Origin of the sequence: Paraburkholderia sp. C35, assembly GCF_003121405.1 — a bacterium.
Classification (GTDB): Bacteria; Pseudomonadota; Gammaproteobacteria; order Burkholderiales; family Burkholderiaceae; genus Paraburkholderia.
The window spans coordinates 1-25,425 of record NZ_QBUY01000008.1; the positions used below are offsets into that span (position 1 = coordinate 1).

Here is a 25,425-nt window from a genome sequence, read left to right on the forward strand (position 1 = left end):
CTCGAAATGCTGGCAGCGGCGCCGTACAACGGACGCGCGGACATGCCGGAAATCGCGCGCTCGCTGCATCTGGAAGTGGACGATCTGTTCCCGATCGCCGAAGTGCTGCAGCATCTCGCTTTCGCCGACATGCGTGAAGGCGATGTGATCCTCACACCGGCCGGCCGCGAGTTTGCCGATCTGGGAACCCAGGAGCGCAAGGCGCTGTTTGCGAAACATCTGCTGCGCCAGGTGCCGCTGGCTGCACGCATCAAGGAAGTGCTCGACGAACGTCGGGGACACCGTGCGCCGCGCGTGCGCTTCGAACAGGAGCTGGAAGACTTTATCGTCGACGAGGTTGCGCAGGACGTGCTCGATGCCGTGATCGACTGGGGTCGCTATGCCGAGATTTTCTCGTACACCGACAAGACGGAAGTCTTCAGTCTCGCGGACGTCGAAGCCTGAGCGTGGCAGTGGTTTCGGTTGCGAAGCACGACCGGGCGCGATGACCACGCGGCGCCGGCCGCACAATCCGGCTTATTTCCGGCTTATTTCCTGCGCCGCTGACTCATGAGCTTGACGATATTGTTCGTCGGTCGGCTGGTCATGAGGCGCGCGATGTCGTCGAGGTGAACCCAGCGGCACTTCGCGATTTCATTGCTGGGACGCGCTTTGGCGCGATTCGGGATTTCGCAGGCGAACACGTGATGGTGCTTCTGCTTGCCGCGGAAATCGAAGAGATGTTTGGCCGATTTCCCGGCCAGCCGCGTTTCCTCCTTGAGTTCACGAAGCGCGGCGACCGCGCTGTGCTCCCCCTGCTTGAGGATTCCGCCCGGTAATGCCCACTTCGATTGATTACGTGCGACCAGAAGAATTCGCTTGCCTCTACGACAGATCACGGTGGCGCGTTTCTTCAAACCGGACTCCCGCTTGTATTCCAGATTATTAGGGGACACTCGTTGCGCCAGTACATGCGGCGATACTGACTTAGCCCGGTATCCTAGTACATAAATATGCATGAGTGGCAAAGACATAATCGAAAGCCGACTCACTCGCCACAGGCCATACAATATTTCATCAAGGCGTCACAATATTTGCTGTACGCGCGAATTGATGTGATAAGGTCTCGGCAGAACTTTTTCGTCCGATTTGAGGCTCAAATGGATATGGATGGTGACTGGCCTTTGCCGAGGCTCAACGCGCTATTCAAGGTTGACCGAAAAGCGACGGGTCCATCGCTTTCAAAAACGAGTTCGATCGCCAGCACGTTTTCTTCGCTGGCAACGCCTGTTGTCGCCGAGGCCGTGCAACGCGCGAAAGCACTCTCCACCAGCAGCGATGTCGAAGGTTTTCATCAACTTCGCGTCGCCTTCCGGAAATTGCGTGCCCTGTTCTGGGCGTATTCCCCTTATCTCGGCGCGGAGGCAACCGCACAGGCCACGGAAGAATTCAAGCGCCTCGCGGCCATGGCGGGCGTCACGCGCGACTGGGACATTGCGGGCGATCTGCTGAAGGCCGCGCAGGAATCGGGTGCATCGATCGATCCCCTCGTCATGGCGGCACGTGAGAAACGTGCGCAAGCGGTATTGCATAGCCGGACAATGATTCAAGCCGACCATGTCGAAACGTTCCTCAACGAGGTGCTGCTTCGCGCGCAGACCATCTTGCAGTCCGAGTGCCGTGACCGTCCTGTTCGCGCCTTTGCCGAAAAGCGCGTCAGGCTGGCGCAGCGCTCGCTTCAAAAGCGCAGCAAACTGGCCGCTCGCGACGAGATCACGCACGAAGAAAATCTTCACGATGTGCGCAAGGCGGGGAAAAGACTCCGTTATCTGCTCGAGTTCTTTCAGCCTGTTATCAAGGGCGGGCAGGGCCGCACCATCAAGGCATTGACGTCCGTGCAGGACGAGTTGGGGCGCTTCAACGACATCGCCGCCAGCGAGACACTGATCCGCAGCACGTCATTCAGCGATGTCCCACCCGAAGTCGTGCAGGCATCGCTGCGCTGGCTGGAAGAGCAGAAGTACCAGCGCATGCAGGCCGCTTCGCAGCGGGTGCGGGATATTATGGCCTGAGCCCGTATTCAAGCCAGTGAGTACCGCATGATTACGCCTTAGCCGTCTTTCGCGCCGTGCGCGCACCCGCAGGCTTCTCGACGAGGCCGCATTGCTGGATGACTTGCTGCAGATGCTCCGGGCCCGCCGTGATGGCGCTGAGTGCCGTCATCACGACGAATTCAATCAACCTGGGGATAGCCACTTTGGTGTCGGCGCGCGGCGCGCGGTTCGCCAGCAGCAGCGTGGCGAGGCCGTGCTCCATGCTCCACGCCGCATGCGTCACCAGCTTCAGATCGGCCTGGCTCCAGCCACTTTCGATGGCCAGCGCTTCGATGGTGTCGGAGAACAGACCGAAAGAGCGGTTACTTTCCTCGATGAGTTCCGGGTACGCCTGATGGGCCACGATGCGTGGCCCGATCATCAGGCTGAACAGCCCGTTGTGGCGCTGCGCGAACTCGATATAGACCCGCATCATCCGATACGCTTTGGTGAGCGCCGTATCGTCGCTGTCGCGGATGGCAACCCGCAGTGCAGCGAGATCACGGTAGCCGCTTGCCGCGATCGTGGCCAGCAGTTCGTCGATACCCGCAAAATGCCGCGACGGCGCCGCTTCCGACACCCCCACCATACGCGCGAGAGATCGCAGGCTCAGGTCTTGTGCCGAGACCTCCATGAGCGCGCTGCGCCCCGCTTCGATAAGCGCGTTGCGCAGATTGCCGTGATGGTAATCCGCGTTCTTCGCGATAGATGGCTTCGGACTCACGTGATCTTTGTTCAAGGAGCAAATCAAGGAAACGATTATAAATTCCGCTCGGAGAGGCACGCAATATTGCGGATTACGTGGCCCGTTGAGCGGGCAGATCGTCAACGCGCGAGCGCCTGCTGATAACGCGTTGCACGCCGAACAGAAGCACGATCACGCCGAGCGCCTGCACGCAGGCCACCATGACGAATCCGCTCGCATAGGTTCCCGTGGCATCGCGAACGTAGCCGATCAGAAGCGGCGTGACGAATCCCGCGACGTTGGCGACCGAGCTGATCAACGGCACGCCAACCACCAGCGATTTGCCGCTGAGCAGGCCGACGGACATCTGCCAGAACAGCGTAATGCCCGCGCCTGTTCCAGCGAAGCCGAGCACGAGCAGCAGGAATGTCGCGATCGTGCTGCTGTGCCAGACCAATACAAGCCCCGACAGGCTGACCGCCGTGAAGAACGAGGCGAGCGCGCAGAACAGCCGTCGGCGGTGCGGTGCGCCGCCAATGCTGCAGATGAGCACATTGCCGATTGCCCCGAGCATGCAGGCGCCCGCCACTGCGCTGCCAATCTCCCGGTATCCGCCGAAACCGGCCTCACGAAGGATCGTAGGAGAGAAGAAAAATAGCGCCGCCGTTGCGGCAAGCAGGCAGAAGTAAGCGGCACTCAGGATCCAGACAGCCGGGTTCAGGAGTAGTGAGCGCTCGTCGTTGCCAATGTCGTCAGTCGTTTCGGCGTGGTCACGGAGATCGTCTTCGATAAGCTGGCGTTGCCGAGGCGACAGCCATTTTGCGCTGCGTGGCAGATCGGGAAGGAGCGCGAACGCAACGCACGCCAGCGCGACGGTGGGGAGTGCCTGAGTGAAGAACATCCAGCGCCAGCCCTGAAGCCCGAACAGTCCGTTCAGATGTTCGAGTGCGAATCCTCCCATCAGGCCGATCGTGACCGTCGAGAACAGCGAGCCTGAATGGAAGATGCTGAAATTGCGGGTGCGCCGTTTTCCCGCGAACCACGCATTGAAGTACAGCACCACACCGGGATAAAAACCCGCTTCGAATACGCCGAGCAGAAATCGCAGCGCGTAGAACGTCGGTGCGTTGTCGACGACCGTCATCGCTACGCTCGTCAAACCCCAGCCGCCCGCGATACCGGCAAGCACCGCGCGCGCACCGAACTTCTTCTGCAGCATGGTTGTCGGAATGCCGAACAGCACATAGCCGATGAAGAAAAGACCCGCACCCAATCCATATACCGTTTCGCTGAACCGCAGATCAGTGATCATCTGCAGCTTCGCGAAGGCGACATTCGAGCGCCCGACCCACGCCAGCATCCATAAGCCGAACAGGATCGGCAATATTCTCCATTGCGCAGAAGCATAAGCCTTGCGCAGGAGGGCGCTATCTGGCGATGAACCGTCTATACCCGCTTGCTTCACCCCTTCCATTCGCTCCTCCGATGTGTTGCGTGAGATAAGTGCGCACATCGCCTGTTGTGAAAACGGTGGCGGCTTGTGTGCAGGGCGCTACCTGTCGCGCTTGTCGGTTGCGTTTGCTCACGACGGCCGGCAGCGCGACAGGTGGTCGTGCCTAGATGGACTGCGCTTCCGCAAGATCCACGGTGTCGATCTTCACGGCCGACGGCGGCGGGCCGCCCAGGAGAATGCCCACGTCGATCGCATGCCGGATCTCGGCATCGTCCAGACCTGCTTCGCGGAACACCTGCTCGTTGTGTTCACCCCTGAACGCGGGCGCGCTGCGCATGCCGAGATCGTCGTCGGAGAAATGCCACGGATAGCCGTGCAGCAGATACGAACCGCCGCTACGATCCGGGACTTCCTGCACGGCACCCCATTGCTTTGCCCAGTCCGTTTCCGCCAGTTCCTTAAGCGTGCGAATCTGGCCGATTGCGATCTTGGATTCGTCGAGTTGCGCATCGAGCGTCTTGAGATCGCGGAACGACAGCATCCATGTCTGGATCAGTGCGTGCAGGGCCTTGTAGTTCTGCAAGCGGCGTTCAGCGGTGCAAAAGCGCGGATCTTGCGCGAGGTCGATCCGGCGCATCGCGCGCAAATAGTTCGTGAAGGTATTGCTGCCGACAATACTCTGCGCCGCCACGAACTCCTCGCCACCAGGGCCGACGAAATGTGGACCGTCGGCGGCACCGAGAATGCCGGGTTCCGCACCCGTATCGATACCCGCGAGATCGAGGTGCGCACGCTCGTTGATGGACAGCATCACGGCCGCCATCGCGACATCGATATACTGGCCGCGCCCCGTCACTTCCCGTTTGCGCACAGCGGCGAGCACGGCGATCGTCGCCTGCAGACCGGCGTAGACGTCCGCGTGCGAGAGGGGATCGGTCCATCGGCGGTCATCGCCTGCGCTTTCGAAATGGCGCAGCGTGTTGTGCGTGAACCCGGCTTCGGCCTGCACCGTCGGCGCGTACGCCATGCGTGAAGCCCACGGGCCGTGCTGGCCGTAGCCCGTGATCGATACATAGACCAGCCTGGGATTGCGCTTCGCGAGCGTGTCGTAGTCGAGTCCGAACCCCTTGAGCGTGCCCGCCCGAAAATTCTCGACGATGATGTCGGCCTCGTCGCACAGGCGCAGCACGAGTTCGCGTGCGTGCGGCACGTTCAGATCGATGCTGACGTTGCGCTTGCCGCTGTTCTGCTGCGCGTAGTAGCCCGACATGCCATCGCGATTCGGGAACGCCGCACGCGACACGTCCGGCCGCGGCGGCTCGATCTTGATCACATCGGCGCCGAGATCGGCAAGGGTCCGTGCACACAGCGGACCGGCGAGCACGCGCGAAAAATCGACGACCTTGAGTCCTTCGAGTGGTCCGGCCATGTCAGTTTCCTTCGAAAATGGCCGTGCCGGGGCCGGCCGCATTGAAGGCCTCCAGTCCACGCCTGATATCGTGCGATGCCCAGATCGGCTTTTGCACCTCGAACATCGCCTCATCGGCGGCAGCGATGCCCTCGTTGACGGCGACCCGTACGAGTTGCTTGGTGGCTGCATGCGCGACGGTCGGGCCCGCCGCCAGTTCCTGTGCAATCGACAAGGCGACTTCATCGAGTTTGTCGTCGGGCACGACCAGATTGATGAGGCCCCAGCGTTCGAGCGTGGCCGCATCGTAACGGCGGCCGAGCATCGCCAGTTCTTTGGCACGTGCCGGGCCGGCGCGCATCACCTGACGCTGGATGCCGCCGAGCAGCGGATGCAGACCGAGCGCGACTTCGACGGAGCCGATCTTGGCCGATTCCGCAACCACGCTGTAATCGCAGGCCAGCGCCACTTCGAAGCCGCCACCGAGACAGGTGCCGTTCACCGCGACGACGATCGGGATAGGCAGCGTCTCGAAGCCGCGCAATACGTCCAGCGGATCCATCAGCGCCTTGCCTTGCTTCGCAATGCGATCAGGAAAGAGCGACACTTCTGCGCCCGCCGAAAAGTGGCGCAGGCCGCTGCGCAGCAGGATGGCGCGCGAGCCGCGTTTCACGGCCGCGTCGAACTCATCGAGCAGGGCGCGGTACAGCGTCGGCCCCATCAGGTTATGCGGGCGACGGTTCATCGTGAGAACCGTGACATGACCTTTGAGTTCTCTCAGAACAATGGGTTCGTCCATGCTTGCTCCATTTCTTCGGTATTTATGTTAATAACATTAACATTTGGATAAAAAATAAGGCCGCGACGGCGCGCGACGCATTCAGTCGTCGAGACCGGCCACGACGCGTGCGTCCCGTTCGGCGCCATCGCCGAGTACGTCCAGCGCTTTCTGATAGGCGTCGCTCTGGAAGGTGGCGAGCGCCAGTTCGAAGCTCGGAAATTCGACCACGACCGTGCGTTCCTTGAGGCCCGCCTGGAACGCCACGACCTCGCCGCCGCGCACCAGAAACTTCCCGCCTGCTGCTTTCACCACGTCTGTCGCGAGCACGCCGTACGCTGCCAGCCTGCTTGCATCGTGGACTGCGCGATACGCAGCCACCCAGTATCCCTTTGCCATTTCGCTTCCTCAGTCGATGAAGTACAGGACAATGGTAACGGCGTTAACATAAACTTCAATGAGGGTAATTCCTGGGCCGAAAGTGCTGGGCAGAACGAGTGTTAACGGTGCTAACATAAATCGATGCAATGACTCAATTTTTCTGCGGAGAACTTCATGCCGTACACCACTATCAATCCTGCTTCGGGCGAACTGCTCGCCACCTTCGATGACATATCGGACACATTGCTCGAAGAAAAACTCGCCGCGGCGCAGCGTGCGTATGAAACCGACTGGCGCCGTCGCCCGGTTGACGAGCGGGCGCGCATCGTGTCGCGCGCTGCCGCGCTGTTGCGGGACAAGGTCGATGAATATGCCGGTTATCTGACGCTGGAAATGGGCAAACGCAGCGGCGAGGCGCGTAAGGAGGTGGAGTCGGCGGCCAACATACTCGACTACTACGCAAAGCATGCACAAGCGTATCTGCAGCCGCGAGCGCTTGCTGAAGCGCCTGGCTCGGCCGTGCATATCGAGCCGATCGGCGTGCTGTTCGGCATCGAGCCGTGGAACTTCCCGTACTACCAGATCGCGCGCGTCGCCGGCCCGCAACTGATGGTGGGCAACGTGCTGCTGCTCAAGCATGCGGAAAGCGTGCCGCAATCCGCACTGGCTTTTGCGCGGCTTTTTGAAGAGGCAGGCGCGCCCGAAGGCGTCTACACGAATCTGTTCATTTCAATCGAACAGGCAGGCCGCGTCATCGACGATCCGCGTGTGCAGGGCGTGACGTTGACGGGCAGCGAGCGCGCCGGCGCCGCCGTCGCCGAACGCGCGGGGCGCAATCTGAAGAAGGTCGTGCTCGAACTGGGCGGCAGCGATCCCTTCATCGTGCTCGAAGATGCGCCGCTCGACTGGGCGATCCAGAGCGCTGTCGCGGGCCGCATGCTGAACGCGGGGCAGTGCTGCGTAGGTTCCAAGCGCATCATCGTGGTCGGCAAGACGCGCGGCGAGGCCTTTCTCGAAGGCTTCGCCAGACAGATGACTGCCCTCAAGACAGGCGATCCCGCTGATCCATCGACATCCGTTGCACCGCTTTCGTCAGAGCGCGCGTTGACGCTGCTGCTGGCACAGATCGATCGCGCGGTGTCGCACGGCGCGCGGGTCGTGTGTGGCGGCAAGCGTGTCGAGCGTCCGGGCTTCTACCTGCAGCCGACTGTTCTCGCCGGGATCGCGCCGACCAATCCCATCTTTGCGGAAGAGCTGTTCGGTCCCGTCGCCGCGTTTTACATCGTCGAGGATGAGGCCGCCGCAATCGCGCTTGCGAATGGCACACCGTATGGACTCGGCGCGTCGGTGTTCACTGCCGACACGGAACATGGCGAGCGGGTGGCGGCGCAGATCGAAAGCGGCATGGTGTTTATCAACCAGCCTTTCGGCACTGCGCCGGAACTGCCTTTTGGCGGCGTCAAGCGCTCGGGTTTCGGCCGCGAGCTGTCGCAACTCGGCTGCGACGAATTCGTCAACAAGAAGCTCATCAGGGTCGCGCCCGTCGGCGCTGCGCCGTTCGGTCCCGCGCGCGCTGCCTGACGACATGGGGCGCTCCACGGCGACACTTTATTCATCTTTCATTCGAACCCACACCATGACAAGCAAGACGATCATCAGCTGTGCGCTGACTGGCAGCGACGACACATTCCGGATCAATCCCGCCGTGCCCATCACGCCCGAGCAGATTGCCAACGAAGCGATAGCGGCCTGTGAAGCCGGCGCGAGCATCGCGCACATTCACGTCCGCCATCCCCGGACCGGTGCGCCGAGCACGGACGTGGCGCATTACGCGGAAGTCGTATCGCGCATCCGTGCGAGTGGATGCCCGATATTGATCAATCTGACCACAGGGCCAGGCGCGCGTTTCGTTCCGAGCGATGAAGACCCGAACCGCGGCAGCGAACTCAGCACGATGATGACACCCGAGGCTCGCGTGCAACATGTACTCGAATTGCGCCCGGAAATCTGCACACTCGATGTCGCGACGATGAACTTCGGCAATCGCGCCTTCGTGAACGTGCCGGATCATCTGGTGAAGATGGCGAAACTGATCGAACAGGCTGGCGTGAAGATTGAAATCGAAGCATTCGATCTGGGGCATATCCGTCTCGCACGGCATCTGATCGAAACATACGGAATCCTGCAGTCGCCTGTTTTTCAGTTGTGCCTCGGCGTGCCCTGGGGCGCATCGGCCGACACCGAGAGCCTGCTGGAGATGAAGCGCTATCTGCCGGATAACGCGCGCTGGTCGGCATTCGGTATTTCGCGTGCCCAGTTTCCGATCGTGGCGCAGAGCGTGATTCTGGGTGGCAATGTCCGCGTCGGACTCGAAGACAACCTGTATCTGGCGAAAGGCGAACTCGCGCCGGGCAATGCGTCGCTAGTCAAGCGCGCGGTTAGTATCGTCAGGAGCATCGGCGCCGAGGTGGCGACGCCTGACGAGGCACGCAGCATTCTCGGCATTGCGCCTCGCAAACAGGCCACCGTGTAGCTGCAATGCATGGTTTTTAACCGGTAGCCTATGCTTGGTCTACCTATATCGCCGCCTCGCTGATGTCGGATTCTTCGCGTCACGCAAAAGACCCGAATGTTCCGACATAAGCAACGCGGCATCTATCGATGTATGGAGACAACGATGCCTTTGTGGAATATCTATCATCCTGTCGGCGCCTACACGCCGGAAGACAAACTGGAGATGTCGAATCGGATCGCCGACATTTACATCATCCCGCGCTTCTATGTCGGCGTGCTGTTTCATGAGCAACCGAAAGACTCGTTCTTCATGGGAGGCGAATCGCGAGAGGACTTCGTCAGAATCCGGCTGGATCAATTCGCGCGGCACATCTCCAAAGATGTCGAATGGACGGAGTCCTGGCTACGCAAGGCCAATGCCGCGATTGCGCCGTTCGTTCAGGAACGCGGCTATCACTATGAATTGCATGTGGGGGAAACGCCGCGCGAGCTGTGGTTGATCGACGGCATTCGCCCGCCGCGGCCCGATACGGAAGCCGAGAAGAAATGGAAACGCGAGAACCGGGCTTCGGCTTTTGATCCGAGCGAGGGTTGACGCGCGCTGCAAGCCATCTAATGGATGGACTGCGGTCAATGCCGGGCATTGGCCGCAGTCTGGTTGGGCGTTGCCCGATAGCGGCACGGACGTATGACCGAAGCTGGAGGTCTGGGCATCCATGCGTTCCAACGGTTGCATGACAAGACAGATGAGAGGTATTCACTGACGGCCTGTCTAACGAGCCGATGCAGCCGAATGCTTCGCGCGTTTGCGCGCCGGATTTGCCTTTCGCGATTCAGTTTCAGCCGCAAGACCCAGCCTCTTTCGCAATACAGGCACAGCGAAATCGATGAAAGCTCGCAGCTTGAGCGGAATCTGTCCCTGACCCGCATACATCAGATGGATTGGCATAGGTTTCGGATCGAAGGCTTCCAGCAGCCGCACGAGCTTGCCGGATTCGAGCAACGCCTCGATCTGGTATGACGCCAGGCGTGCGATGCCAGCCCCTTCCACGGCAGCGACGACTGCAGCCTCCACTGAATTGACGAACAGCCTCGACGGCACTTCGACTTCGATGGTTCGTGCTTTCGACTGAAACGCCCAGTTGCTGCCCACGGCATAGGCTTCATACGCGATGCAGTCGTGCGACAGCAGATGATCCGGTTTCGTGGGCGTGCCGTGCGCCGCGAGGTAGGCGGGGCTGGCGCACACCATTTGCCCGAGCAGGCCGATGCGCGTGCTGTTTAGCCTGCTGTCTGGCTGCTCGCCAACGCGCAGCACCAGATCGACGCGCTCTTCCAGCAGATTGACCAGGCGGTCCGTCATTTGCACGCGCATACGGATACGCGGAAACGCACGCAGAAACTCGACGATGACAGGCATAACATGCATGCGCCCAGCACGGGCGGCATGCTGACGACCAGTTCGCCTTGTGGTGCGTGGTATTCGCCGGAAGTCGTACGCTCGATTTCCGCGATGTCTTCGAGCACGCGCCGGCACGAGGCCACATAGCCGCGTCCGGCCTCCGTGAGAGTCAAACTGCGGGTGCCGCGCACGACCAGCCGCACGTTCAGGTGCGCCTCCAGTTCCGATACGCGACGGCTCACGGTAGCCAGCGGAATGTTGAGTTTCCGGCTTGCGGCGGAGAGGCTGCCCGTGTCGATCGCCGCCAGCAGGATCACCATCGCCTCGAGTCGATTCATGTGCCTTCCACCAAAGAAAGGAGGGTTCCCAATTCTACCGGCTACCGGTGAGCCCGGCAGAGGCATAGATTGTCGCTTTCCGGAGCTGCCGGTAGTTACCCCGAGGACGTCGCCCATGTTGCTCGATACGCTCAAAGTGAACCGCGACGGCGCGGTTCTGTTCGTCGAAATCGCCGCGCCGCCCATGAATCTGCTTGGCCCGGCACTCGTGCATGATCTGGTCGCGCTGATCCGCGCAGCGGAAGCCGACGACACGGTCAAGGTGCTGGTGTTCCGCAGCGCCGACCCCGACTACTTCATCTCCCACGTCGATGTGAACAAGGTGAAGGAGTACCGCGACGAAGCCGCGAAATTGACAGGCGAACCATCGATTGCGCTGCTGTTTCGTCACCTGAGCGCTAGCCGTCTTGTCTCCATTGCGCAGATCGAAGGGCGCGTGCGGGGCGCGGGAAGCGAATTCGTGCTGGCCTGCGACATGCGCTTCGCGGCACGCGAGACGGCCGTATTCAGCCAGATGGAGGCTGCGTTCGGACTGATTCCCGGCGGCGGCGCGGCGCAGTTCCTGACTCGCCTGATGGGGCGAGGCAGGGCGCTGGAAGTGATGTTGAGTGCGTCGGACTATGACGCGGATATCGCCGAACGCTATGGATGGATCAATCGCGCGCTTCCTGCCGCAGAACTCGATGCGCACGTTGAGTCGCTTGCACGCCGCATCGCGCGCTTTCCTGCGGCTGGGCACGCTATCGTCAAGGAGCGCGTGAACGCTATTTCACTCGCGCCGCTCGACGATTTCCGGCGCGACTCCGAACTCTTTGGGCAAAACGTGCGGAGCGAGGCTGCGCAGCGCCGGATGGCTGATGCGGTCGCGCGTGGCTTCCAGACGCGTGAAGCGGAGCTGGATCTCGCGCGTCTGCTCGGCGAACTCGATGACGCCACGCCCATTCGAAGCGCGTAGCGCCAATCGTGATCAATGCCCCTGCAGCAACCCAATACAGAGCGCGATGCCGAACGCGTACGTTCCCATCGCGGCGATGGCGCGGGCGGGATTGGGCTTCGACATGGTCGGCCACGCAACGAGGGCGACCACCAGCAGCAGCCGGCATGCTGTCGCGCCGGCCATGCACCAGACCTGCCAGTCAGTTGGGTTGCGCATGCCAATGTAGAGAAAGAGCACGGCCAGAAACGGCGCATATTCAGCTGTATTGCCGTGAGCACGGACCAGTTTGGTGAGCAGGCGGTCCGGCTCGGGCGCATAGCCGCTGAGGATGCCGTTTCGGGTGCGCTCGATCGAGATGGCCAGCCCGAGAAGGAATAAGTTCAATCCCAGTAGAGCGGTGCAGACCAGGGCGGTGCTATTCATTGAATGTGCCTTGAAAGTAGGATTGGCTCGTGAATGGGACTGTCGTCGTCCCTGAAACAAGGTTACGTTGAATTCACAGAAGGGTGCTATTGCACGATGGTATTGGCGACATGCTGGCATCCCGCAAGCAAGTATTGAATCTTGATGGTTATACTGTGTGCATATGCACGTCGTTACCCGTATTTCTCATAGGATTGGGATAGCTAAGCTTAATACGGGCGTGCGCAGCAGACGAACACGACTGTCTGATGATTGCAGATTTGCCGGTATTTCAAGGCGTTTTTGCTTGTGTCGATAGTCACGCATTCATCGCATTTCGCCGCGAGACAAAAAGGCGAACCGTTTTCTGGATTGTCATGCAAATCGACATCGAAGGCCGCCAGTCTGTGGACGCACGCTTGCTAGGTGGACAGCGCCTGCTAGAAATGATTGCCGTGGGCTTGCCATTGCCCGCAGTACTGAATGAAATGCGGCAACTGGTAGAGAAACTGGTGAGCGGGTGCCGCTGCGGAATCTCGCTGACCGATCCCGACACCATGAGATCGCTGCGAGTGGGCGCACCGAGTCTCATGCATGGCGACACGGAAGCTAATGTTGATCTCGTCTGCGCGGAATTGAGATCCTATGATCGGGCAAGCTCCCGGAGCGCGCCCATCATCGTGCCGGATATCGCGTCGGATACCCGCTGGCCGCAGGCGTGGCGCGAACGAAGCGTCGCCGCAGGCCGGCGCGCCTGCTGGGTGACACCGATCCTGTCGCGCACCCACGACGTGCTGGGGAATCTCGCGCTGTATTCGCCAGTACCGGGACAACCCGATCCATTTCAGCGTGATGTGATGGCGGAGTTCGCGCACATCGTGAGCGTAGCGATGGAGCGCGCAAGAATCGATCGGTCGTTGGGGAGAAGCGAGGCGTGCTTTCGTGCGATCGTCGAGACGACGCCAGAGTGCGTGAAAGTGATCACGCGCGACGGCACGCTGCTGCGGGTCAACTCCGCAGGAAGCACGCTGGCGGGAACCGGCGATCCCGCTGCACTGATCGGAGCGTGCTTCTACGATTTCGTCGCGGCAGAACATCGCGACCGCTATGTCGAGTTCAATCGCGAGATATGCTCGGGCAAGACAGGCTTTCTGGAGTTCGACATCGTCACGTTGAACGGCGAGCGCCGCCACATGGAAACGCACGCCGCGCCATTACAGCACAGCGATGGATCGATTGTGCAACTGGGCGTGACGCGCGACATCACGGCACGCAGGCAGGCTGCCGAGCAGCTGTGGAAAAGTGCGGCCCTGATGGCCAAAGTCGAGCAGATCAGCTTGAGCGGAAGTTTCTGCTGGCGTCCTTCGACGGGCGGTATCAGCTGTTCCGAGCAGATTTACCGGATCTACGAAATCGAGCCGGGGACAAAGATCACGATGGATCTCATTGTGGCGCGCGTTCACCCAGACGATCGCCACATCGTCGACAACGCGCTGGAGCACGCCCACGATGCCGAAGACATGGAGTGCGATTACCGTCTGCTCCTGCCTGATGGTTCGATCCGGTACGTGCGCATGCAGGCGCATGCGACCTTCGGTGCACACGGTCATCTCGACTACATCGGCGCGGTGCAGGACGTAACGGAACGCAGGCAATCGGAAGACGCGGTGTACGGCTTGCGCGCAGAACTCGCGCACGTCAGCCGCGTCAACGGGCTGGGTGCGCTGTCTGCATCGATTGCCCATGAGATCAATCAGCCGCTGGCGGGCATCCTGACCAACGCCCGCCTGCTGGTGCGCCTGCTGGGTGCGCAGCCGCCCAATATCGACGCTGCGCTCGAAACGGCGCAACGCACGATCCGCGACGGGCAGCGCGCTTCGGAGGTGGTGACCCGCCTGCGCGCGATGTTCAGGAAGGACGTCGCGCTGACGGATGCCGTGGATCTGGGCGAAGCCGTCCATGAAGTGATCGAGTTGCTGCGCAGCGAGATACGCAGGAAGCGGATCGTCCTGCATCTGAAGATAGCCGGCGATCTGCCTCCTGTGACGGGCGACAGGATTCAGTTGCAGCAGGTCGTGCTGAATCTGCTGCTCAACGCGGTCGAGGCGATGCAGGGCGTGGGCGAGCGTCCGCGACGCATCCTCGTCAGGATCGACCGCGACGGCGCTGGCCACCTGTGCGTGAGCGTGATCGACACAGGAACAGGATTCGATCCCCAAGACGCGGCCCGGCTCTTCGACGCGTTTTACACGAGCAAGCGCGAAGGAATGGGCATTGGCCTGTCCGTGAGCCGCCATATCGTCGAACGTCATGGCGGCCGGATCTGGGCGACCTCGAACGAGGGATCCGGTGCCACCTTTGCCTTCTCGCTCCCATGCCGTGCTGCATCTGTGATGGAGCAGAACCGTGCCGCCGTGCAGTTGCAGGACGCCTGCGCCGGGTGTGAGTGAATGGCGATGAGGATCTCAACATGACGGAAGTCCCGCTTGTCGCCGTGGTCGATGACGATGAATCCGTGCGCGAGTCGCTGCACGAATTGCTGCGTGAATTCGGCTTTGCGGTCAGGTCGTTTGCATCGGCGGAAGCGTTTCTGGCTGCCCGTCATATCGACGACGCACGGTGTCTCGTCACTGACATCGACATGCCGGGCATGTCCGGCTGCGATTTGCAGCAGGAACTGCTGCGGCGCGGCGACGACGTGCCGGTCGTTTTCATCAGCGCGCATGCCGACGACGTGCTGCATGCGCAGGTGCTGGAACAGGGCGCAGTCGCATGTCTGTGCAAACCATTCAGCGACATCGTCTTGCTGGAGACGATTCGCGCCGCGCTCAGCGGTGCCGTAACAGGAGGTCGCCGTGATACTGGCCAGTGAAACCGAACGTGAACCCGAAGCCGCATCGACCACGCTTGCCGAACCCGTCGTCTTTATCGTCGACGACGATGTGTCGGTGCGTGAATCGCTGCAGGCGCTGATTCACTACGCTGGTCTGCGGGCCGAAACCTATGCTTCCGCGCGTGACTTTCTCAAACGGCCTCGCGCGGTGGTGCCGAATTGCCTCGTGCTGGACGTCCGTCTGCCGGATATCGGCGGACTCGAGTTGCAGCGCCACATCGCGTCCCAGCGTAAGGAGATGCCGATCATCTTCATCACCGGCTATGGCGATGTGCCGATGACAGTGCAGGCCATGAAAGCGGGCGCGGTCGAGTTCCTCACCAAACCATTCGATGACGAGATCCTGCTGCGTGCCGTTCGCGCGGCCATCGCGCGCAGCCGCGCGGCGCTGGGGGAAGCCGCGAGGATGAGCGTGATCGAGGGCCGCTATGCGTCACTGAGTCGCCGCGAACGCGAGGTCATGGCGCTGGTCGTGTCGGGCTTGCTGAACAAGCAGGTGGGGTTCGAACTCGGCATCAGCGAAATCACGGTGAAGGCGCATCGCAGGCAGGTCATGCAGAAGATGAATGCCATCACGCTCGCGGACCTGATCAATGCGGCGCAGAAACTGCAGTTGGGCCGCACGCACGATGCGGCGCTGGAAGAGGCCGCATAACGGCCCAGTGATCCCACCACGCTGAAAATCCGGCGCGTTCTCACTGCCTGCCCTTGCGTTCAGCAGGGCGGGCCGCAGCCACGTTCACTCGTTGTCCTCAGACCGGTCGCGCGTCGACCCGGCATCGCACGACTGCGCGCCGCGCTCACCTATACCAAGGTGTCGCCGATACCTTTGAACAATAGAGCGCGCGCGGCCTTTCGCGTAACTTTGTTTCGGAACAGGACTCGACGGTCGAGTGCCTAGGTAAAGGCCTGTGCGCGACAGCGTTCGCAATCGTGTCGCTGCGCCAGAGATGGCCATATCAACAACAGGAGTTTGTATGCCAGACGATATCGCGCTTCAGCCCCTGACGCGTCGACGTTTTGTCGGCGCGGCAGCGGCGAGTATCGCGGCCGCCTCGTTGAGCGGGATTGCATTTGCAGAGACCAGTCAGACCATAGCCGACGTTGCACAGGCAACAGATGGCGACAAAACCGCAATCCGTCCGCTGCGGGCTCACGTGCCGGAGTCGCAACTCGTCGATCTGCGCCGACGTATCAAGGCGACCCGATGGCCCGAGCGTGAGACGGTCACGGATGCCACGCAAGGTGTGCCGCTCGCGACCATGCGCAAGCTCGCGCAATACTGGTCGACGGATTACAACTGGCGCAAGATCGAGGCGCGGCTGAATGCCTTGCCGCAATTCGTCACCGAGATCGACGGGCTGGATATTCATTTCATCCACGTTCGCTCGAAGCATCAGAATGCGTTGCCCATCATCGTGACGCATGGCTGGCCCGGCTCGATTATCGAGCAGATGAAGATCATCGATCCGCTGACCAACCCAACCGCGCATGGCGGAACGGCAGCCGATGCGTTCGATGTCGTGATTCCCTCGCTTCCCGGCTACGGTTTCTCGGGCAAGCCGACCTCGACGGGCTGGGACCCTGCGCGTATCGCGCGCGCCTGGGTGGTGCTGATGCAGCGCCTCGGATATCAACGCTATGTTGCGCAAGGCGGCGATTGGGGCAACGCGGTTACGGAGCAAATGGCGCTGCTCACGCCGCCGGGACTGCTCGGCATCCACACGAATATGCCGGCAACCGTGCCGGACAACATTGCCAGCGCGCTCAAGTTTGGCGACGCCGCGCCCGCCGGTCTGTCTCCCGACGAGAAGCACGCGTTCGACCAGCTCGACTTCTTCTACAAGCATGGACTCGGCTATGCGCAGGAGATGGCGGGCCGTCCGCAGACTTTGTACGGGATCGAAGATTCGCCGATCGGGCTTGCCTCATGGATGCTCGATCACGATGCAGCCAGTCTCGCGTTGATCTCGCGCGTGTTCGACGGACAGCCGGAAGGATTGTCGCGCGACGACGTGCTCGACAACGTCACGCTCTACTGGCTGACCGGCACGGGGATCTCGTCGGCCCGTCTGTACTGGGAAAACAGGCTCAATTTCTTTGCACCCAAGCACGTCACGATTCCCGTTGCCGTGAGCGTGTTTCCGGACGAACTGTATGCGGCGCCGCGCAGTTGGGCCGAGGGCGCGTATCCGAAGCTGATTCACTACAACCGGCTGCCGAAGGGCGGGCATTTCGCAGCCTGGGAGCAACCGCAAGCGTTTACGCAAGAGGTGAGAGCGAGTTTCCAGTCGTTGCGTTAGGCGGAGTGGCGGATTGCGCTACGCAGCGGGTGCCGGCTTCTATGTGCCGTTTGCGTGGCGCAGTTCGATGAGGTTTCGTGGGGCATGCCACTTACGATCGATTAATCGTGAATCAAGGTGATCGCTATGACTTGTCAGATTGAGAATGATATTGTCCGCCGTGCATTGATTGCATTATTGACGCCTGAAGCGACACGTGAAGCACGCCGCCTGGAACCCATCGATGACCGGCGCGCCAGAAAAGAAACGCCTCGACGACGCGGGCGCGCTGCCACGCCCGCCCGCATCTTTATTGTCGAACAGCCGACCTCACTCACGCTGACCGTGTGCTGGAGCGATCCGCAATCCGGGCACTACGGCGAACAACTGTGGCGGAAAGGCGTGGCACGTAGAGCATCTTTTTGTGTGTTGACGGGCGAGCGCATCCGTCCCGGCGATGCCGTGTTCCGCCCGCGTGCCGGTGAATCGCACCTGCCTGCGAATCGCGACTACATGCTGCTCGCGGCCGCCGTCCCCGCAGAAGCGAGCCTCGTCACCTGAGCATCGCGTTGCCTTCAAAGCGGCGACCGTGAGTGCATGGAAGGCCGTTTCACTGAAACGCAGGCAGTTACGCGTCAGGCAGGGCGTAATAGATTGCCCGCACCGACGCTCTTGCGTTTCTTCGCTTCTGTCTTGCGGCACATGTCGAGCAATACCCAGCGCGCGACGGTTTCCGGCCGGTCCATGCCGCACTGCGCGGAACGAATCTCCGCACCGGCGTAAACGATGACCGTTCCTTCTATCACCCGATAGGAACCCGTGTGCGTCACATCGGCGACGGTGACCGAAACAGGTCGTCTTTCTTCGTAATGAGCTGAAGCCACTTTCTTGATTTCTAATTGCAAAGTAAAAACTTAAACGTACGAATAACAATCGTCAACTGAATATACCTTTTGAAGCAAATGGCGTTGCAATAACAGCCAATAATCGGCGAAACGTCGCGTGCATGCCTATCTCGCCAGGCAGTGACTTACACTATTGGGCTGTGCCCGATATGGGAAAGCGAGCGCATCCGCTCGCCAGGTAATTACACGCGCTATCAAATCATGGACCTGAACCTGATCGGCCTGTTTGTCGAGATTGTCGAATCACGCAGTCTCAGCGCCGCGGCGCGCAAGCTCGGCATGACGCGTGCGAACATCAGTCAGCGGCTCAAGCTGCTCGAACGCGAAACGGGCGCGCAACTGCTGCGCCGCTCGACACGCAGCTTCGAACTGACGCAGGCAGGGCACACGCTGTACGACTGCGGCCAGCGCATGCTGGAAGACCTGAGCACGGCACGCGCGTCGATCGACTGTCTCGGGCAGACCTTGAGCGGCCGCGTTCGGATCAGCGTGCCGACGGGCTTTGGCCGCATGTTTCTCGGCGGCAAGCTGCTGGAGTGCGCACGCGCGCTTCCGGGCATCACGCTCCCCGTCACCTTCAATAACCGGATCGAAGATCTGATCGCCTCCGAAGTCGACGTCGCGATTCGCATCACGGCGACGCCGCCGCTCGATTACGTGGCGCGCAATATCTGTTCGATCGACTGGAACCTGGTGGCGTCGGCGGAGTACATCGAGAAGCATGGTCCCATCGACTGCCCCGGCGACCTCGAAAAGCAGACGCTGGTCGCGTCGCCGTATCCAGGCCGCCGGGTCACGATGACGCTCACGCATCGCGAAGACGAAACAGACGTTCACGTGATCACGATGCAGCCTGCGCTGCAGTCGTCCGATTATCCGTTCCTGACGGAAGCAGTGTGTCAGGGCATGGGCATCGGACTGTTGCCCGCCTATGTGCCGCACGCGCCGACGAGTTGCAAACTGCTGCGCGTGCTGCCGGAGTTTCGCGTGGCAGGCTTGCAGAACACCTTGTATATCGTGACGCTGCCCAACCGTTTTCCGTCCCCGGCGACGCAGGCGCTGATCGATTATCTGCGCGCCGAAATCCTCTCGCTCTCACAAACCTGGAGCTAGTCAGCGCGTTTTACTAGCGGTAGAAACAGGTCTGGTCCACGGCATTGCCTCGCCTCCAGTGTCAACTTTCAGTTAACAGTTCGTCAACTGCCAGTTGGATTGTCAATGTGCGCCGCGCATTTAACAATCAACCAACACGAAAACATGGAGACGCGGGATATGACTTCCGTTTCGCCGACGCTCGCCGTCAGGCGCGAGCTGCGCAATCGCATTCTTGTCGTGACTGTCGACAATCCACCCGTCAACGCGCTGGGTGTCGCCGTGCGCTGTGCGCTGAGCGACGTCATCGAAGCCGCCGAACATGATGCCGCCGTCGATGCCGTTGTGCTGATCGGCGCGGGCCGCAACTTCATCGGCGGCGCGGATATCAAGGAGTTTGGCAAGCCGCCCTTGCCACCGTCGCTGCCCGTGGTGTGCAACCGCATCGAAGCGTGCCGCAAGCCGGTCGTCGCGGCGATCCATGGCGCGGCGCTCGGCGGTGGTCTCGAGATCGCACTCGCGGCTCACTACCGGATCGCGCTCGCCAACGCCAGACTCGGATTGCCCGAAGTGACACTTGGCCTGCTGCCGGGCGCAGGCGGCACGCAGCGTGCGCCGCGTCTGGTCGGTGCGCAGGCCGCGCTCGATCTGATGTTGAGCGGCCGTCACGTTGGCGCGCAGGAAGCCCTCGCGCTTGGCCTTGTCGACCGGATCGGCGAGACGGATGACGTGCTGCATGAGGGCCTCGCGTATGTGCAGGCCTTGCTCGATGCAAAGGCGCCGACACGCCGCACACGCGACGCAAGCGGGCTGGCAGATCGCACAGCCAGCCGGGCCGCCATCGAAGCCGCCCGTGTCGACGTCACGAAGAAATCGCGCGGCCTGTTTTCGCCGCTGAAAATCGTCGATGCCGTGCAGGCCGCGCTCGAAATGCCTTTCGACGACGGCCTGAATCACGAGCGTCAGTTGTTCCTGCAGTGCCTCGACAGCCCGCAGCGAGCCGGTCTGATTCACGCGTTCTTTGCCGAACGCGAGGTGCTGAAAGCACCCGAAACGCGTCACGCGAAACCGCGCGTTCTTGCGAGCGTCGGCGTGATCGGCGGCGGCACGATGGGCGCGGGCATCGCGGTCGCGCTGCTCGATGCGGGCCTGCCCGTGACGATGATCGAACGCGATGACAGCTCGCTCGCACGCGGCCGCGCCAACATCGAAAAGGTCTACGACGGGTTGATCGCCAAAGGCCGCATGACAGCCGACGCGAAAGCCGCTGTGCTGGCGCGCTGGAGCGGCAGCACGTCCTACGATGCGCTCGCCACTGCCGACCTCGTGATCGAAGCTGTCTTCGAAGACATGTCGATCAAACAAGCCGTGTTCGCCGAACTCGATCGCGTCTGCAAGTCTGGTGCGGTGCTCGCGACCAACACCTCGTATCTCGACATCGACGCGCTGGCTGCCAGCATCTCGCGTCCTGGCGACGTGGTAGGCCTGCATTTCTTCTCGCCCGCCAACATCATGAAGCTGCTCGAGGTCGTGGTGCCGGCGCAAGTCAGCGCCGACGTGGTCGCCACTGCGTTCGAACTGGCGAAGAAGCTGCGCAAGGTACCGGTACGCGCGGGCGTGTGCGACGGTTTCATCGGCAATCGCGTGCTGGCGATCTACCGCGCAGCCGCCGATCACATGATGGAAGACGGCGCGTCGCCGTATCAGATCGACCGCGCGGTGCGCGAGTTCGGTTTTCCGATGGGACCGTTCCAGGTCGCGGACCTTGCGGGCGGCGACATTGGCTGGGCGACGCGCAAGCGCCGCGCCGCGACTCGCGACCCGCAGCAGCGCTACGTGCAGATTGCCGACCGCATCTGCGAGCGCGGCTGGTTCGGCCAGAAGACGGGGCGCGGCTACTACCGCTATACCGATGGCGCGCGCACAGGTACGCCGGATCCCGATGTCGAAGCCATTATCGATAGCGAGCGCGAGCGTGCCGGCGTCACACCGCGCGCGTTCTCCAACGAGGAAATCATGCGGCGCTACATGGCGGCCATGATCAACGAAGGGGCCAACGTCGTGCATCAGCGCATCGCGCTGCGTCCGCTCGACGTGGACGTCACCTTCCTTTACGGCTACGGATTTCCGCGTCATCGCGGCGGCCCGATGCAATACGCCGACAGCGTGGGCCTCGCGACAGTGCTCGCCGATATCCGCGAGTTCGCGCAGGAAGATCCCGTGTTCTGGCAGCCGTCGCCGCTGATCGTCGATCTCGTCGAGCGCGGCGCCACACTGGCCAGCCTCAATCACGCCGCCTGATCCATCCAGTTCTTCATCTTTTTTACAGGCTCAGACCATGCGAGAAGCCGTCATCGTCTCCACCGCGCGCACGCCGCTCACCAAAGCGCACCGCGGCGAATTCAACATCACGCCCGGCCCCACGCTCGCGTCGTTCGCCGTGCGCGCAGCCGTCACGCGTGCGGGCATCGATCCGGAATTGATCGAGGACGCGATCCTCGGCTGTGGCTATCCGGAAGGCAACACGGGCCGCAACATTGCGCGCCAGACGGTGGTCCGCGCGCGCCTGCCGCTGTCGATCGCGGGTACGACGGTCACGCGCTTTTGCGCGTCAGGCCTGCAAGCCATTGCGATGGCGGCCGGGCGCATCGTGGTCGATGGCGCACCGGCGATGATCGCGGGCGGCGTCGAAAGCATCTCGTCGATCCGCACGCGGGAAGACGGCGTGACCGCGCTCGACCCGTGGATCACCGAACACAAGCCGTCGCTCTATATGACGATGATCGATACGGCTGACATCGTCGCGCAGCGCTACGGCATCAGCCGCGAAGCGCAAGACGTGTTCTCGGTGGAAAGCCAGCGCCGTACGGCAGAAGCCCAGGCGGAAGGCCGCTACGCCGACGAGATCGTGCCCGTCACGACCACGATGGCCGTCACCGACAAGGAAACGGGTGCCGTCAGCCAGCGCGAGGTAACGGTTTCCGCCGATACCTGCAATCGCCCCGGCACCACCCATGAAGCGCTCGCGAAGCTCGCGCCCGTCAAGGGAGCGGACAAATTCATCACGGCAGGCAACTCGTCGCAGTTCTCCGATGGCGCATCGGCCTGCGTGATGATGGAAGCGAAAACCGCCGAGCGTCTGAACCTCGCGCCGCTCGGCGCATTCCGGGGCCTCGCGGTGGCGGGCTGCGAGCCGGATGAAATGGGCATCGGCCCTGTGCTTGCCGTGCCGAAGCTGCTCGCACGCCACGGCCTGACGGTCGACGACATCGGCCTGTGGGAACTCAACGAAGCCTTCGCCTCGCAGGCGGTGTACTGCCAGCAGCGCCTGGGCATTCCCGGCGAGCGCCTGAACGTCGATGGCGGCGCGATTTCACTCGGTCACCCGTATGGCATGACGGGCGCGCGCCTCGCGGGCCACGTACTGATCGAAGGACGGCGCCGTGGCGTGAAGTACGCAGTCGTCACGATGTGCATCGCGGGCGGCATGGGCGCCGCCGGACTCTTCGAAATCTACTAAGAGAGACAGCATCATGGATCTGAACTTCACTCCCGAAGAGGAAGCCTTCCGCGAACGCGTCGTGCGTTTCCTCGACGAAAAACTGCCTGCGCGGCTGTCGAGCAAGGTCCGCAACGGTCTGCATCTCACGCGCGGCGACATGACCGAATGGCACGCGATTCTCAACGAACAGGGCTGGCTCGCGAATCACTGGCCGCAGCAATATGGCGGTCCAGGCTGGAACGCCGTGCAGAAGTTCATCTTCGAGAACGAGTGCGCGCTGGCGGGCGCACCGCGCATCGTGCCGTTCGGCGTGAACATGCTCGGCCCCGTGCTGATCAAATACGGCAGCGAAGCGCAGAAGGCTCATTGGCTGCCGCGCATTCTGGATGGCGCCGACTGGTGGTGTCAGGGCTATTCCGAGCCAGGCTCGGGTTCCGATCTCGCGTCTGTCAAGACGAGCGCCGTGCGCGGGATCGACGATGAAGGCGAGCACTACATCGTCAATGGGCAGAAGACGTGGACCACTCTCGGCCAGCACGCCAACATGATCTTCTGTCTCGTGCGTACAGCCACCGACGTGCGCAAGCAGGAGGGCATCAGCTTCCTGCTGGTGGACATGAATGCGCCCGGCGTGGAGGTGCGTCCCATCATCACGCTCGAAGGCGAACACGAGATCAACGAAGTGTTCTTCACCGATGTGCGCGTGCCTGCTGCCAATCTGGTCGGCGAAGAGAACAAGGGCTGGACTTACGCAAAGTATCTGCTGACCTACGAGCGCACCAATATCGCAGGCGTCGGTTTCTCTATGGCGGCACTGGCGCGCTTGCGCCGTGCGGCACAGAAGGTCACGCGCACCGGCCGTCCGCTGGCCGACGATCCCCTGTTCGCAGCGCGTCTCGCGCGCGTCGAGATCGATCTCGAGAACATGAAGACGACCAACCTGCGCGTGATCGCCGCTGTTGCGGGTGGCGGCATGCCGGGCGCGGAAAGCTCGATGCTGAAGATTCGCGGCACGGAGATCCGCCAGGAGCTGTCGTCGCTGCTGCGTCGCGCGATGGGTCCGCATGCGCAACCGTTCATCGAAGGCGCGCTGCACGAGCATCACGACGACGCCCGCGTCGGTCCCGAGGAAGCCGCCAGTGCCGCCGCGCAGTACTTCAACAACCGCAAGCTGTCGATCTTCGGCGGCTCCAACGAAATCCAGAAAAACATCATCTCGAAGATGATCCTGGGCCTTTGAGAGGATCGCGATGAATTTCCAGCATACCGAAGACCGCCGCATGCTGGCGGACACGCTGAACCGCTTCGTGACGGAGCAATATGCCTTCGCGACGCGCGATGCGCTCGCGCGCAGCGACTCCGGTTTCAGCCGTGAACTGTGGGTGCGCTTTGCCGAACTGGGTGTAGTCGGTGCGCTTTTCAACGAGGCCGATGGCGGCCTTGGCGGCGAGGGTTTCGATATTGCCGTCGTATTCGAATGTCTTGGGCGCGGACTCGTGGTCGAGCCGTTCTTGGGCGCGCTGGTCGTGGGACGTGCGCTGGCGCATGTGGGTAGCGGCGTCCAGCGCGCGTTGATCCCGAGCCTGATCGAAGGCCATGCGGTGGCAGCGCTCGCGCACGACGAACCCGGCTCGCACTATGAACTGAGCAAGGTCACGGCGCGGGCATCACGCAGTTCGAGCGGCTGGGTGCTGACGGGCGTGAAGTCGGTCGTGCAGCAAGGTGCCGAAGCGGACTTCTTTCTCGTCTCGGCACGCACGAGCGGCGCCGCCGACGCGGAAGCGGGCATCTCGCTGTTCGTCGTGCCGCGCGAGACGGCAGGCGTGATGCTGCGCGGTTACGGGAAGAGCGACGGCGGCCGCGCGGCCGAACTCGTTCTCAACGAAGTGTGCCTGCCCGATACCGCCTTGCTCGGCGAACGCGATGCGGGCTTCGCGACCCTCGAATACAGCATCGGTGCCGGCGTGCTGGCGTTGTGCGCGGAGGCGCTGGGCGCGATGGACGTCGCAAAGGAACACACGCTGGAGTATCTGCGCACCCGCAAGCAGTTCGGTGTCGCGATCGGCAGCTTCCAGGCGCTGCAGCATCGGATGGCCGATCTGCTGCTCGAAATCGAACAGGCGCGTTCTGCCGTCATCAATGCCGCTGCCGCATTCGGCGCGGGGCGCGTCGAGCGGGAACGCGCGCTATCGGCGGCGAAATACACGATTGGCCGCATCGGCGCGCGGGTTGCCGAAGAGAGCATCCAGATGCACGGCGGCATCGGCATGACGTGGGAACTGCCGCTTGCGCACTATGCGAAGCGCCTCGTGATGATCGACCACCAGCTGGGCGACGAAGATCATCACCTCGAACGCTATATCAACCTTGGCCGGAGCTGA

Annotated in this window: 26 protein-coding genes; 16 read left to right on the top strand and 10 right to left on the bottom strand. The window is 61.9% G+C overall.

Going from position 1 to position 25,425, the window contains the following annotated elements; translation table 11 throughout:
• Positions 1–444 (top strand): AAA-associated domain-containing protein (locus DK391_RS07340; protein WP_204117307.1); only part of this gene is annotated, 444 nt, incomplete at its 5' end.
• A gap of 83 nt (positions 445–527) precedes the next feature.
• On the opposite strand, the gene DK391_RS07345 is transcribed toward DK391_RS07340, so the two are convergent.
• Positions 528–896: an NUDIX domain-containing protein gene (locus DK391_RS07345; protein ID WP_109477343.1), complete on the bottom strand. Its 369-nt coding sequence runs from the start codon at positions 894–896 to the stop codon at positions 528–530.
• 243 nt (positions 897–1,139) lie between these two features.
• Between DK391_RS07345 and DK391_RS07350 the strand changes: the two genes are divergently transcribed.
• Positions 1,140–2,051 carry a CHAD domain-containing protein gene (locus tag DK391_RS07350; RefSeq protein WP_109477344.1) on the top strand — a complete coding sequence of 304 codons (912 nt, stop codon included), beginning with the start codon at positions 1,140–1,142 and terminating at the stop codon, positions 2,049–2,051.
• A 31-nt stretch (positions 2,052–2,082) separates the two neighbouring features.
• Here the strand turns inward: DK391_RS07350 and DK391_RS07355 are convergent, their stop codons facing one another.
• The 5 genes from DK391_RS07355 to DK391_RS07375 form a co-directional block, all read right to left on the bottom strand.
• Positions 2,083–2,811, bottom strand: coding sequence for a TetR/AcrR family transcriptional regulator (locus tag DK391_RS07355; protein WP_239482741.1), 729 nt, complete (start codon positions 2,809–2,811; stop codon positions 2,083–2,085).
• Between the two features lie 58 nt (positions 2,812–2,869).
• A complete protein-coding gene (locus DK391_RS07360; RefSeq protein WP_109477345.1) occupies positions 2,870–4,231 on the bottom strand; it encodes an MFS transporter in 1,362 nt (453 codons plus the stop codon).
• Positions 4,232–4,373: 142 nt separating this feature from the next.
• The gene (locus DK391_RS07365) at positions 4,374–5,639 is read right to left on the bottom strand and encodes a CoA transferase (RefSeq protein WP_109477346.1); all 1,266 of its coding nucleotides are present in this window, start codon (positions 5,637–5,639) and stop codon (positions 4,374–4,376) included.
• Position 5,640: 1 nt separating this feature from the next.
• Positions 5,641–6,417, bottom strand: a complete 777-nt coding sequence (locus DK391_RS07370) for an enoyl-CoA hydratase/isomerase family protein (protein ID WP_109477347.1) — start codon at positions 6,415–6,417, stop codon at positions 5,641–5,643.
• Positions 6,418–6,498: 81 nt separating this feature from the next.
• Complete coding sequence (locus DK391_RS07375; RefSeq protein WP_109477348.1) at positions 6,499–6,795, bottom strand: DUF1330 domain-containing protein; 297 nt, start codon at positions 6,793–6,795, stop codon at positions 6,499–6,501.
• Positions 6,796–6,951: 156 nt separating this feature from the next.
• Between DK391_RS07375 and DK391_RS07380 the strand changes: the two genes are divergently transcribed.
• The 3 genes from DK391_RS07380 to DK391_RS07390 all read left to right on the top strand — a co-directional run bounded on the left by DK391_RS07380 (position 6,952) and on the right by DK391_RS07390 (position 9,886).
• On the top strand, positions 6,952–8,358 hold the full coding sequence (locus DK391_RS07380; protein ID WP_109477349.1) for an NAD-dependent succinate-semialdehyde dehydrogenase: 1,407 nt from the start codon (positions 6,952–6,954) through the stop codon (positions 8,356–8,358).
• 55 nt (positions 8,359–8,413) lie between these two features.
• Entirely contained in the window at positions 8,414–9,310 is an 897-nt protein-coding gene (locus DK391_RS07385; RefSeq protein ID WP_109477350.1) for a 3-keto-5-aminohexanoate cleavage protein, read from the top strand.
• Positions 9,311–9,454: 144 nt separating this feature from the next.
• Entirely contained in the window at positions 9,455–9,886 is a 432-nt protein-coding gene (locus tag DK391_RS07390) for a tautomerase family protein (protein WP_109477351.1), read from the top strand.
• 177 nt (positions 9,887–10,063) lie between these two features.
• On the opposite strand, the gene DK391_RS07395 is transcribed toward DK391_RS07390, so the two are convergent.
• Both DK391_RS07395 and DK391_RS45680 read right to left on the bottom strand, forming a co-directional pair.
• Positions 10,064–10,720, bottom strand: a complete 657-nt coding sequence (locus DK391_RS07395) for a LysR substrate-binding domain-containing protein (protein ID WP_343225339.1) — start codon at positions 10,718–10,720, stop codon at positions 10,064–10,066.
• Positions 10,651–11,031 carry a LysR family transcriptional regulator gene (locus DK391_RS45680; RefSeq protein ID WP_343225340.1) on the bottom strand — a complete coding sequence of 127 codons (381 nt, stop codon included), beginning with the start codon at positions 11,029–11,031 and terminating at the stop codon, positions 10,651–10,653. The genes DK391_RS07395 and DK391_RS45680 overlap by 70 nt, the downstream gene beginning before the upstream one ends.
• 115 nt (positions 11,032–11,146) lie before the next feature.
• Here DK391_RS45680 and DK391_RS07400 point away from each other — a divergent pair, with 115 nt between their 5' ends.
• On the top strand, positions 11,147–11,986 hold the full coding sequence (locus tag DK391_RS07400) for an enoyl-CoA hydratase/isomerase family protein (protein ID WP_162600728.1): 840 nt from the start codon (positions 11,147–11,149) through the stop codon (positions 11,984–11,986).
• Positions 11,987–11,998: 12 nt separating this feature from the next.
• Here DK391_RS07400 and DK391_RS07405 read toward each other — a convergent pair whose 3' ends face one another.
• On the bottom strand, positions 11,999–12,391 hold the full coding sequence (locus tag DK391_RS07405; protein ID WP_109477353.1) for an MAPEG family protein: 393 nt from the start codon (positions 12,389–12,391) through the stop codon (positions 11,999–12,001).
• 356 nt (positions 12,392–12,747) lie between these two features.
• Between DK391_RS07405 and DK391_RS07410 the strand changes: the two genes are divergently transcribed.
• The 5 genes from DK391_RS07410 (at position 12,748) to DK391_RS07430 (ending at position 18,106) form a co-directional block, all read left to right on the top strand.
• Positions 12,748–14,820 (top strand): GAF domain-containing sensor histidine kinase, encoded by a 2,073-nt coding sequence (locus DK391_RS07410; protein ID WP_162600729.1) that lies wholly within the window; start codon positions 12,748–12,750, stop codon positions 14,818–14,820.
• A 20-nt stretch (positions 14,821–14,840) separates the two neighbouring features.
• The gene (locus DK391_RS07415; RefSeq protein WP_109477486.1) at positions 14,841–15,242 is read left to right on the top strand and encodes a response regulator; all 402 of its coding nucleotides are present in this window, start codon (positions 14,841–14,843) and stop codon (positions 15,240–15,242) included.
• A complete protein-coding gene (locus DK391_RS07420) occupies positions 15,229–15,918 on the top strand; it encodes a response regulator (RefSeq protein ID WP_109477487.1) in 690 nt (229 codons plus the stop codon). The genes DK391_RS07415 and DK391_RS07420 overlap by 14 nt, the downstream gene beginning before the upstream one ends.
• A 322-nt stretch (positions 15,919–16,240) precedes the next feature.
• Positions 16,241–17,566, top strand: a complete 1,326-nt coding sequence (locus DK391_RS07425; RefSeq protein ID WP_109477355.1) for an epoxide hydrolase — start codon at positions 16,241–16,243, stop codon at positions 17,564–17,566.
• A 126-nt stretch (positions 17,567–17,692) separates the two neighbouring features.
• Positions 17,693–18,106 (top strand): DUF3331 domain-containing protein, encoded by a 414-nt coding sequence (locus DK391_RS07430; RefSeq protein WP_109477356.1) that lies wholly within the window; start codon positions 17,693–17,695, stop codon positions 18,104–18,106.
• 74 nt (positions 18,107–18,180) lie between these two features.
• On the opposite strand, the gene DK391_RS07435 is transcribed toward DK391_RS07430, so the two are convergent.
• A complete protein-coding gene (locus tag DK391_RS07435) occupies positions 18,181–18,450 on the bottom strand; it encodes a hypothetical protein (protein ID WP_239482742.1) in 270 nt (89 codons plus the stop codon).
• A gap of 120 nt (positions 18,451–18,570) precedes the next feature.
• Here DK391_RS07435 and DK391_RS07440 point away from each other — a divergent pair, with 120 nt between their 5' ends.
• The 5 genes from DK391_RS07440 to DK391_RS07460 all read left to right on the top strand — a co-directional run bounded on the left by DK391_RS07440 (position 18,571) and on the right by DK391_RS07460 (position 25,425).
• The gene (locus tag DK391_RS07440; protein WP_239482743.1) at positions 18,571–19,563 is read left to right on the top strand and encodes a LysR family transcriptional regulator; all 993 of its coding nucleotides are present in this window, start codon (positions 18,571–18,573) and stop codon (positions 19,561–19,563) included.
• 159 nt (positions 19,564–19,722) lie between these two features.
• On the top strand, positions 19,723–21,843 hold the full coding sequence (locus DK391_RS07445) for a 3-hydroxyacyl-CoA dehydrogenase NAD-binding domain-containing protein (protein ID WP_109477359.1): 2,121 nt from the start codon (positions 19,723–19,725) through the stop codon (positions 21,841–21,843).
• Positions 21,844–21,880: 37 nt separating this feature from the next.
• Complete coding sequence (locus DK391_RS07450; RefSeq protein ID WP_109477360.1) at positions 21,881–23,062, top strand: acetyl-CoA C-acyltransferase; 1,182 nt, start codon at positions 21,881–21,883, stop codon at positions 23,060–23,062.
• A 13-nt stretch (positions 23,063–23,075) separates the two neighbouring features.
• Positions 23,076–24,284 carry an acyl-CoA dehydrogenase family protein gene (locus DK391_RS07455; RefSeq protein ID WP_109477361.1) on the top strand — a complete coding sequence of 403 codons (1,209 nt, stop codon included), beginning with the start codon at positions 23,076–23,078 and terminating at the stop codon, positions 24,282–24,284.
• Positions 24,285–24,294: 10 nt separating this feature from the next.
• Positions 24,295–25,425 carry an acyl-CoA dehydrogenase gene (locus DK391_RS07460; protein WP_109477362.1) on the top strand — a complete coding sequence of 377 codons (1,131 nt, stop codon included), beginning with the start codon at positions 24,295–24,297 and terminating at the stop codon, positions 25,423–25,425.

Bases quoted from the DNA above. Each gene is read 5' to 3' on its own strand.
- DK391_RS07350 (WP_109477344.1), top strand. From the start codon at position 1,140: ATGGATATGGATGGTGACTGGCCTTTGCCGAGGCTCAACGCGCTATTC.
- DK391_RS07360 (WP_109477345.1), bottom strand. From the start codon at position 4,231: ATGGAAGGGGTGAAGCAAGCGGGTATAGACGGTTCATCGCCAGATAGC.
- DK391_RS07365 (WP_109477346.1), bottom strand. From the start codon at position 5,639: ATGGCCGGACCACTCGAAGGACTCAAGGTCGTCGATTTTTCGCGCGTG.
- DK391_RS07370 (WP_109477347.1), bottom strand. From the start codon at position 6,417: ATGGACGAACCCATTGTTCTGAGAGAACTCAAAGGTCATGTCACGGTT.
- DK391_RS07375 (WP_109477348.1), bottom strand. From the start codon at position 6,795: ATGGCAAAGGGATACTGGGTGGCTGCGTATCGCGCAGTCCACGATGCA.
- DK391_RS07380 (WP_109477349.1), top strand. From the start codon at position 6,952: ATGCCGTACACCACTATCAATCCTGCTTCGGGCGAACTGCTCGCCACC.
- DK391_RS07385 (WP_109477350.1), top strand. From the start codon at position 8,414: ATGACAAGCAAGACGATCATCAGCTGTGCGCTGACTGGCAGCGACGAC.
- DK391_RS07390 (WP_109477351.1), top strand. From the start codon at position 9,455: ATGCCTTTGTGGAATATCTATCATCCTGTCGGCGCCTACACGCCGGAA.
- DK391_RS07395 (WP_343225339.1), bottom strand. From the start codon at position 10,720: ATGCATGTTATGCCTGTCATCGTCGAGTTTCTGCGTGCGTTTCCGCGT.
- DK391_RS45680 (WP_343225340.1), bottom strand. From the start codon at position 11,031: ATGAATCGACTCGAGGCGATGGTGATCCTGCTGGCGGCGATCGACACG.
- DK391_RS07400 (WP_162600728.1), top strand. From the start codon at position 11,147: ATGTTGCTCGATACGCTCAAAGTGAACCGCGACGGCGCGGTTCTGTTC.
- DK391_RS07405 (WP_109477353.1), bottom strand. From the start codon at position 12,391: ATGAATAGCACCGCCCTGGTCTGCACCGCTCTACTGGGATTGAACTTA.
- DK391_RS07410 (WP_162600729.1), top strand. From the start codon at position 12,748: ATGCAAATCGACATCGAAGGCCGCCAGTCTGTGGACGCACGCTTGCTA.
- DK391_RS07415 (WP_109477486.1), top strand. From the start codon at position 14,841: ATGACGGAAGTCCCGCTTGTCGCCGTGGTCGATGACGATGAATCCGTG.
- DK391_RS07425 (WP_109477355.1), top strand. From the start codon at position 16,241: ATGCCAGACGATATCGCGCTTCAGCCCCTGACGCGTCGACGTTTTGTC.
- DK391_RS07430 (WP_109477356.1), top strand. From the start codon at position 17,693: ATGACTTGTCAGATTGAGAATGATATTGTCCGCCGTGCATTGATTGCA.
- DK391_RS07445 (WP_109477359.1), top strand. From the start codon at position 19,723: ATGACTTCCGTTTCGCCGACGCTCGCCGTCAGGCGCGAGCTGCGCAAT.
- DK391_RS07450 (WP_109477360.1), top strand. From the start codon at position 21,881: ATGCGAGAAGCCGTCATCGTCTCCACCGCGCGCACGCCGCTCACCAAA.
- DK391_RS07455 (WP_109477361.1), top strand. From the start codon at position 23,076: ATGGATCTGAACTTCACTCCCGAAGAGGAAGCCTTCCGCGAACGCGTC.
- DK391_RS07460 (WP_109477362.1), top strand. From the start codon at position 24,295: ATGAATTTCCAGCATACCGAAGACCGCCGCATGCTGGCGGACACGCTG.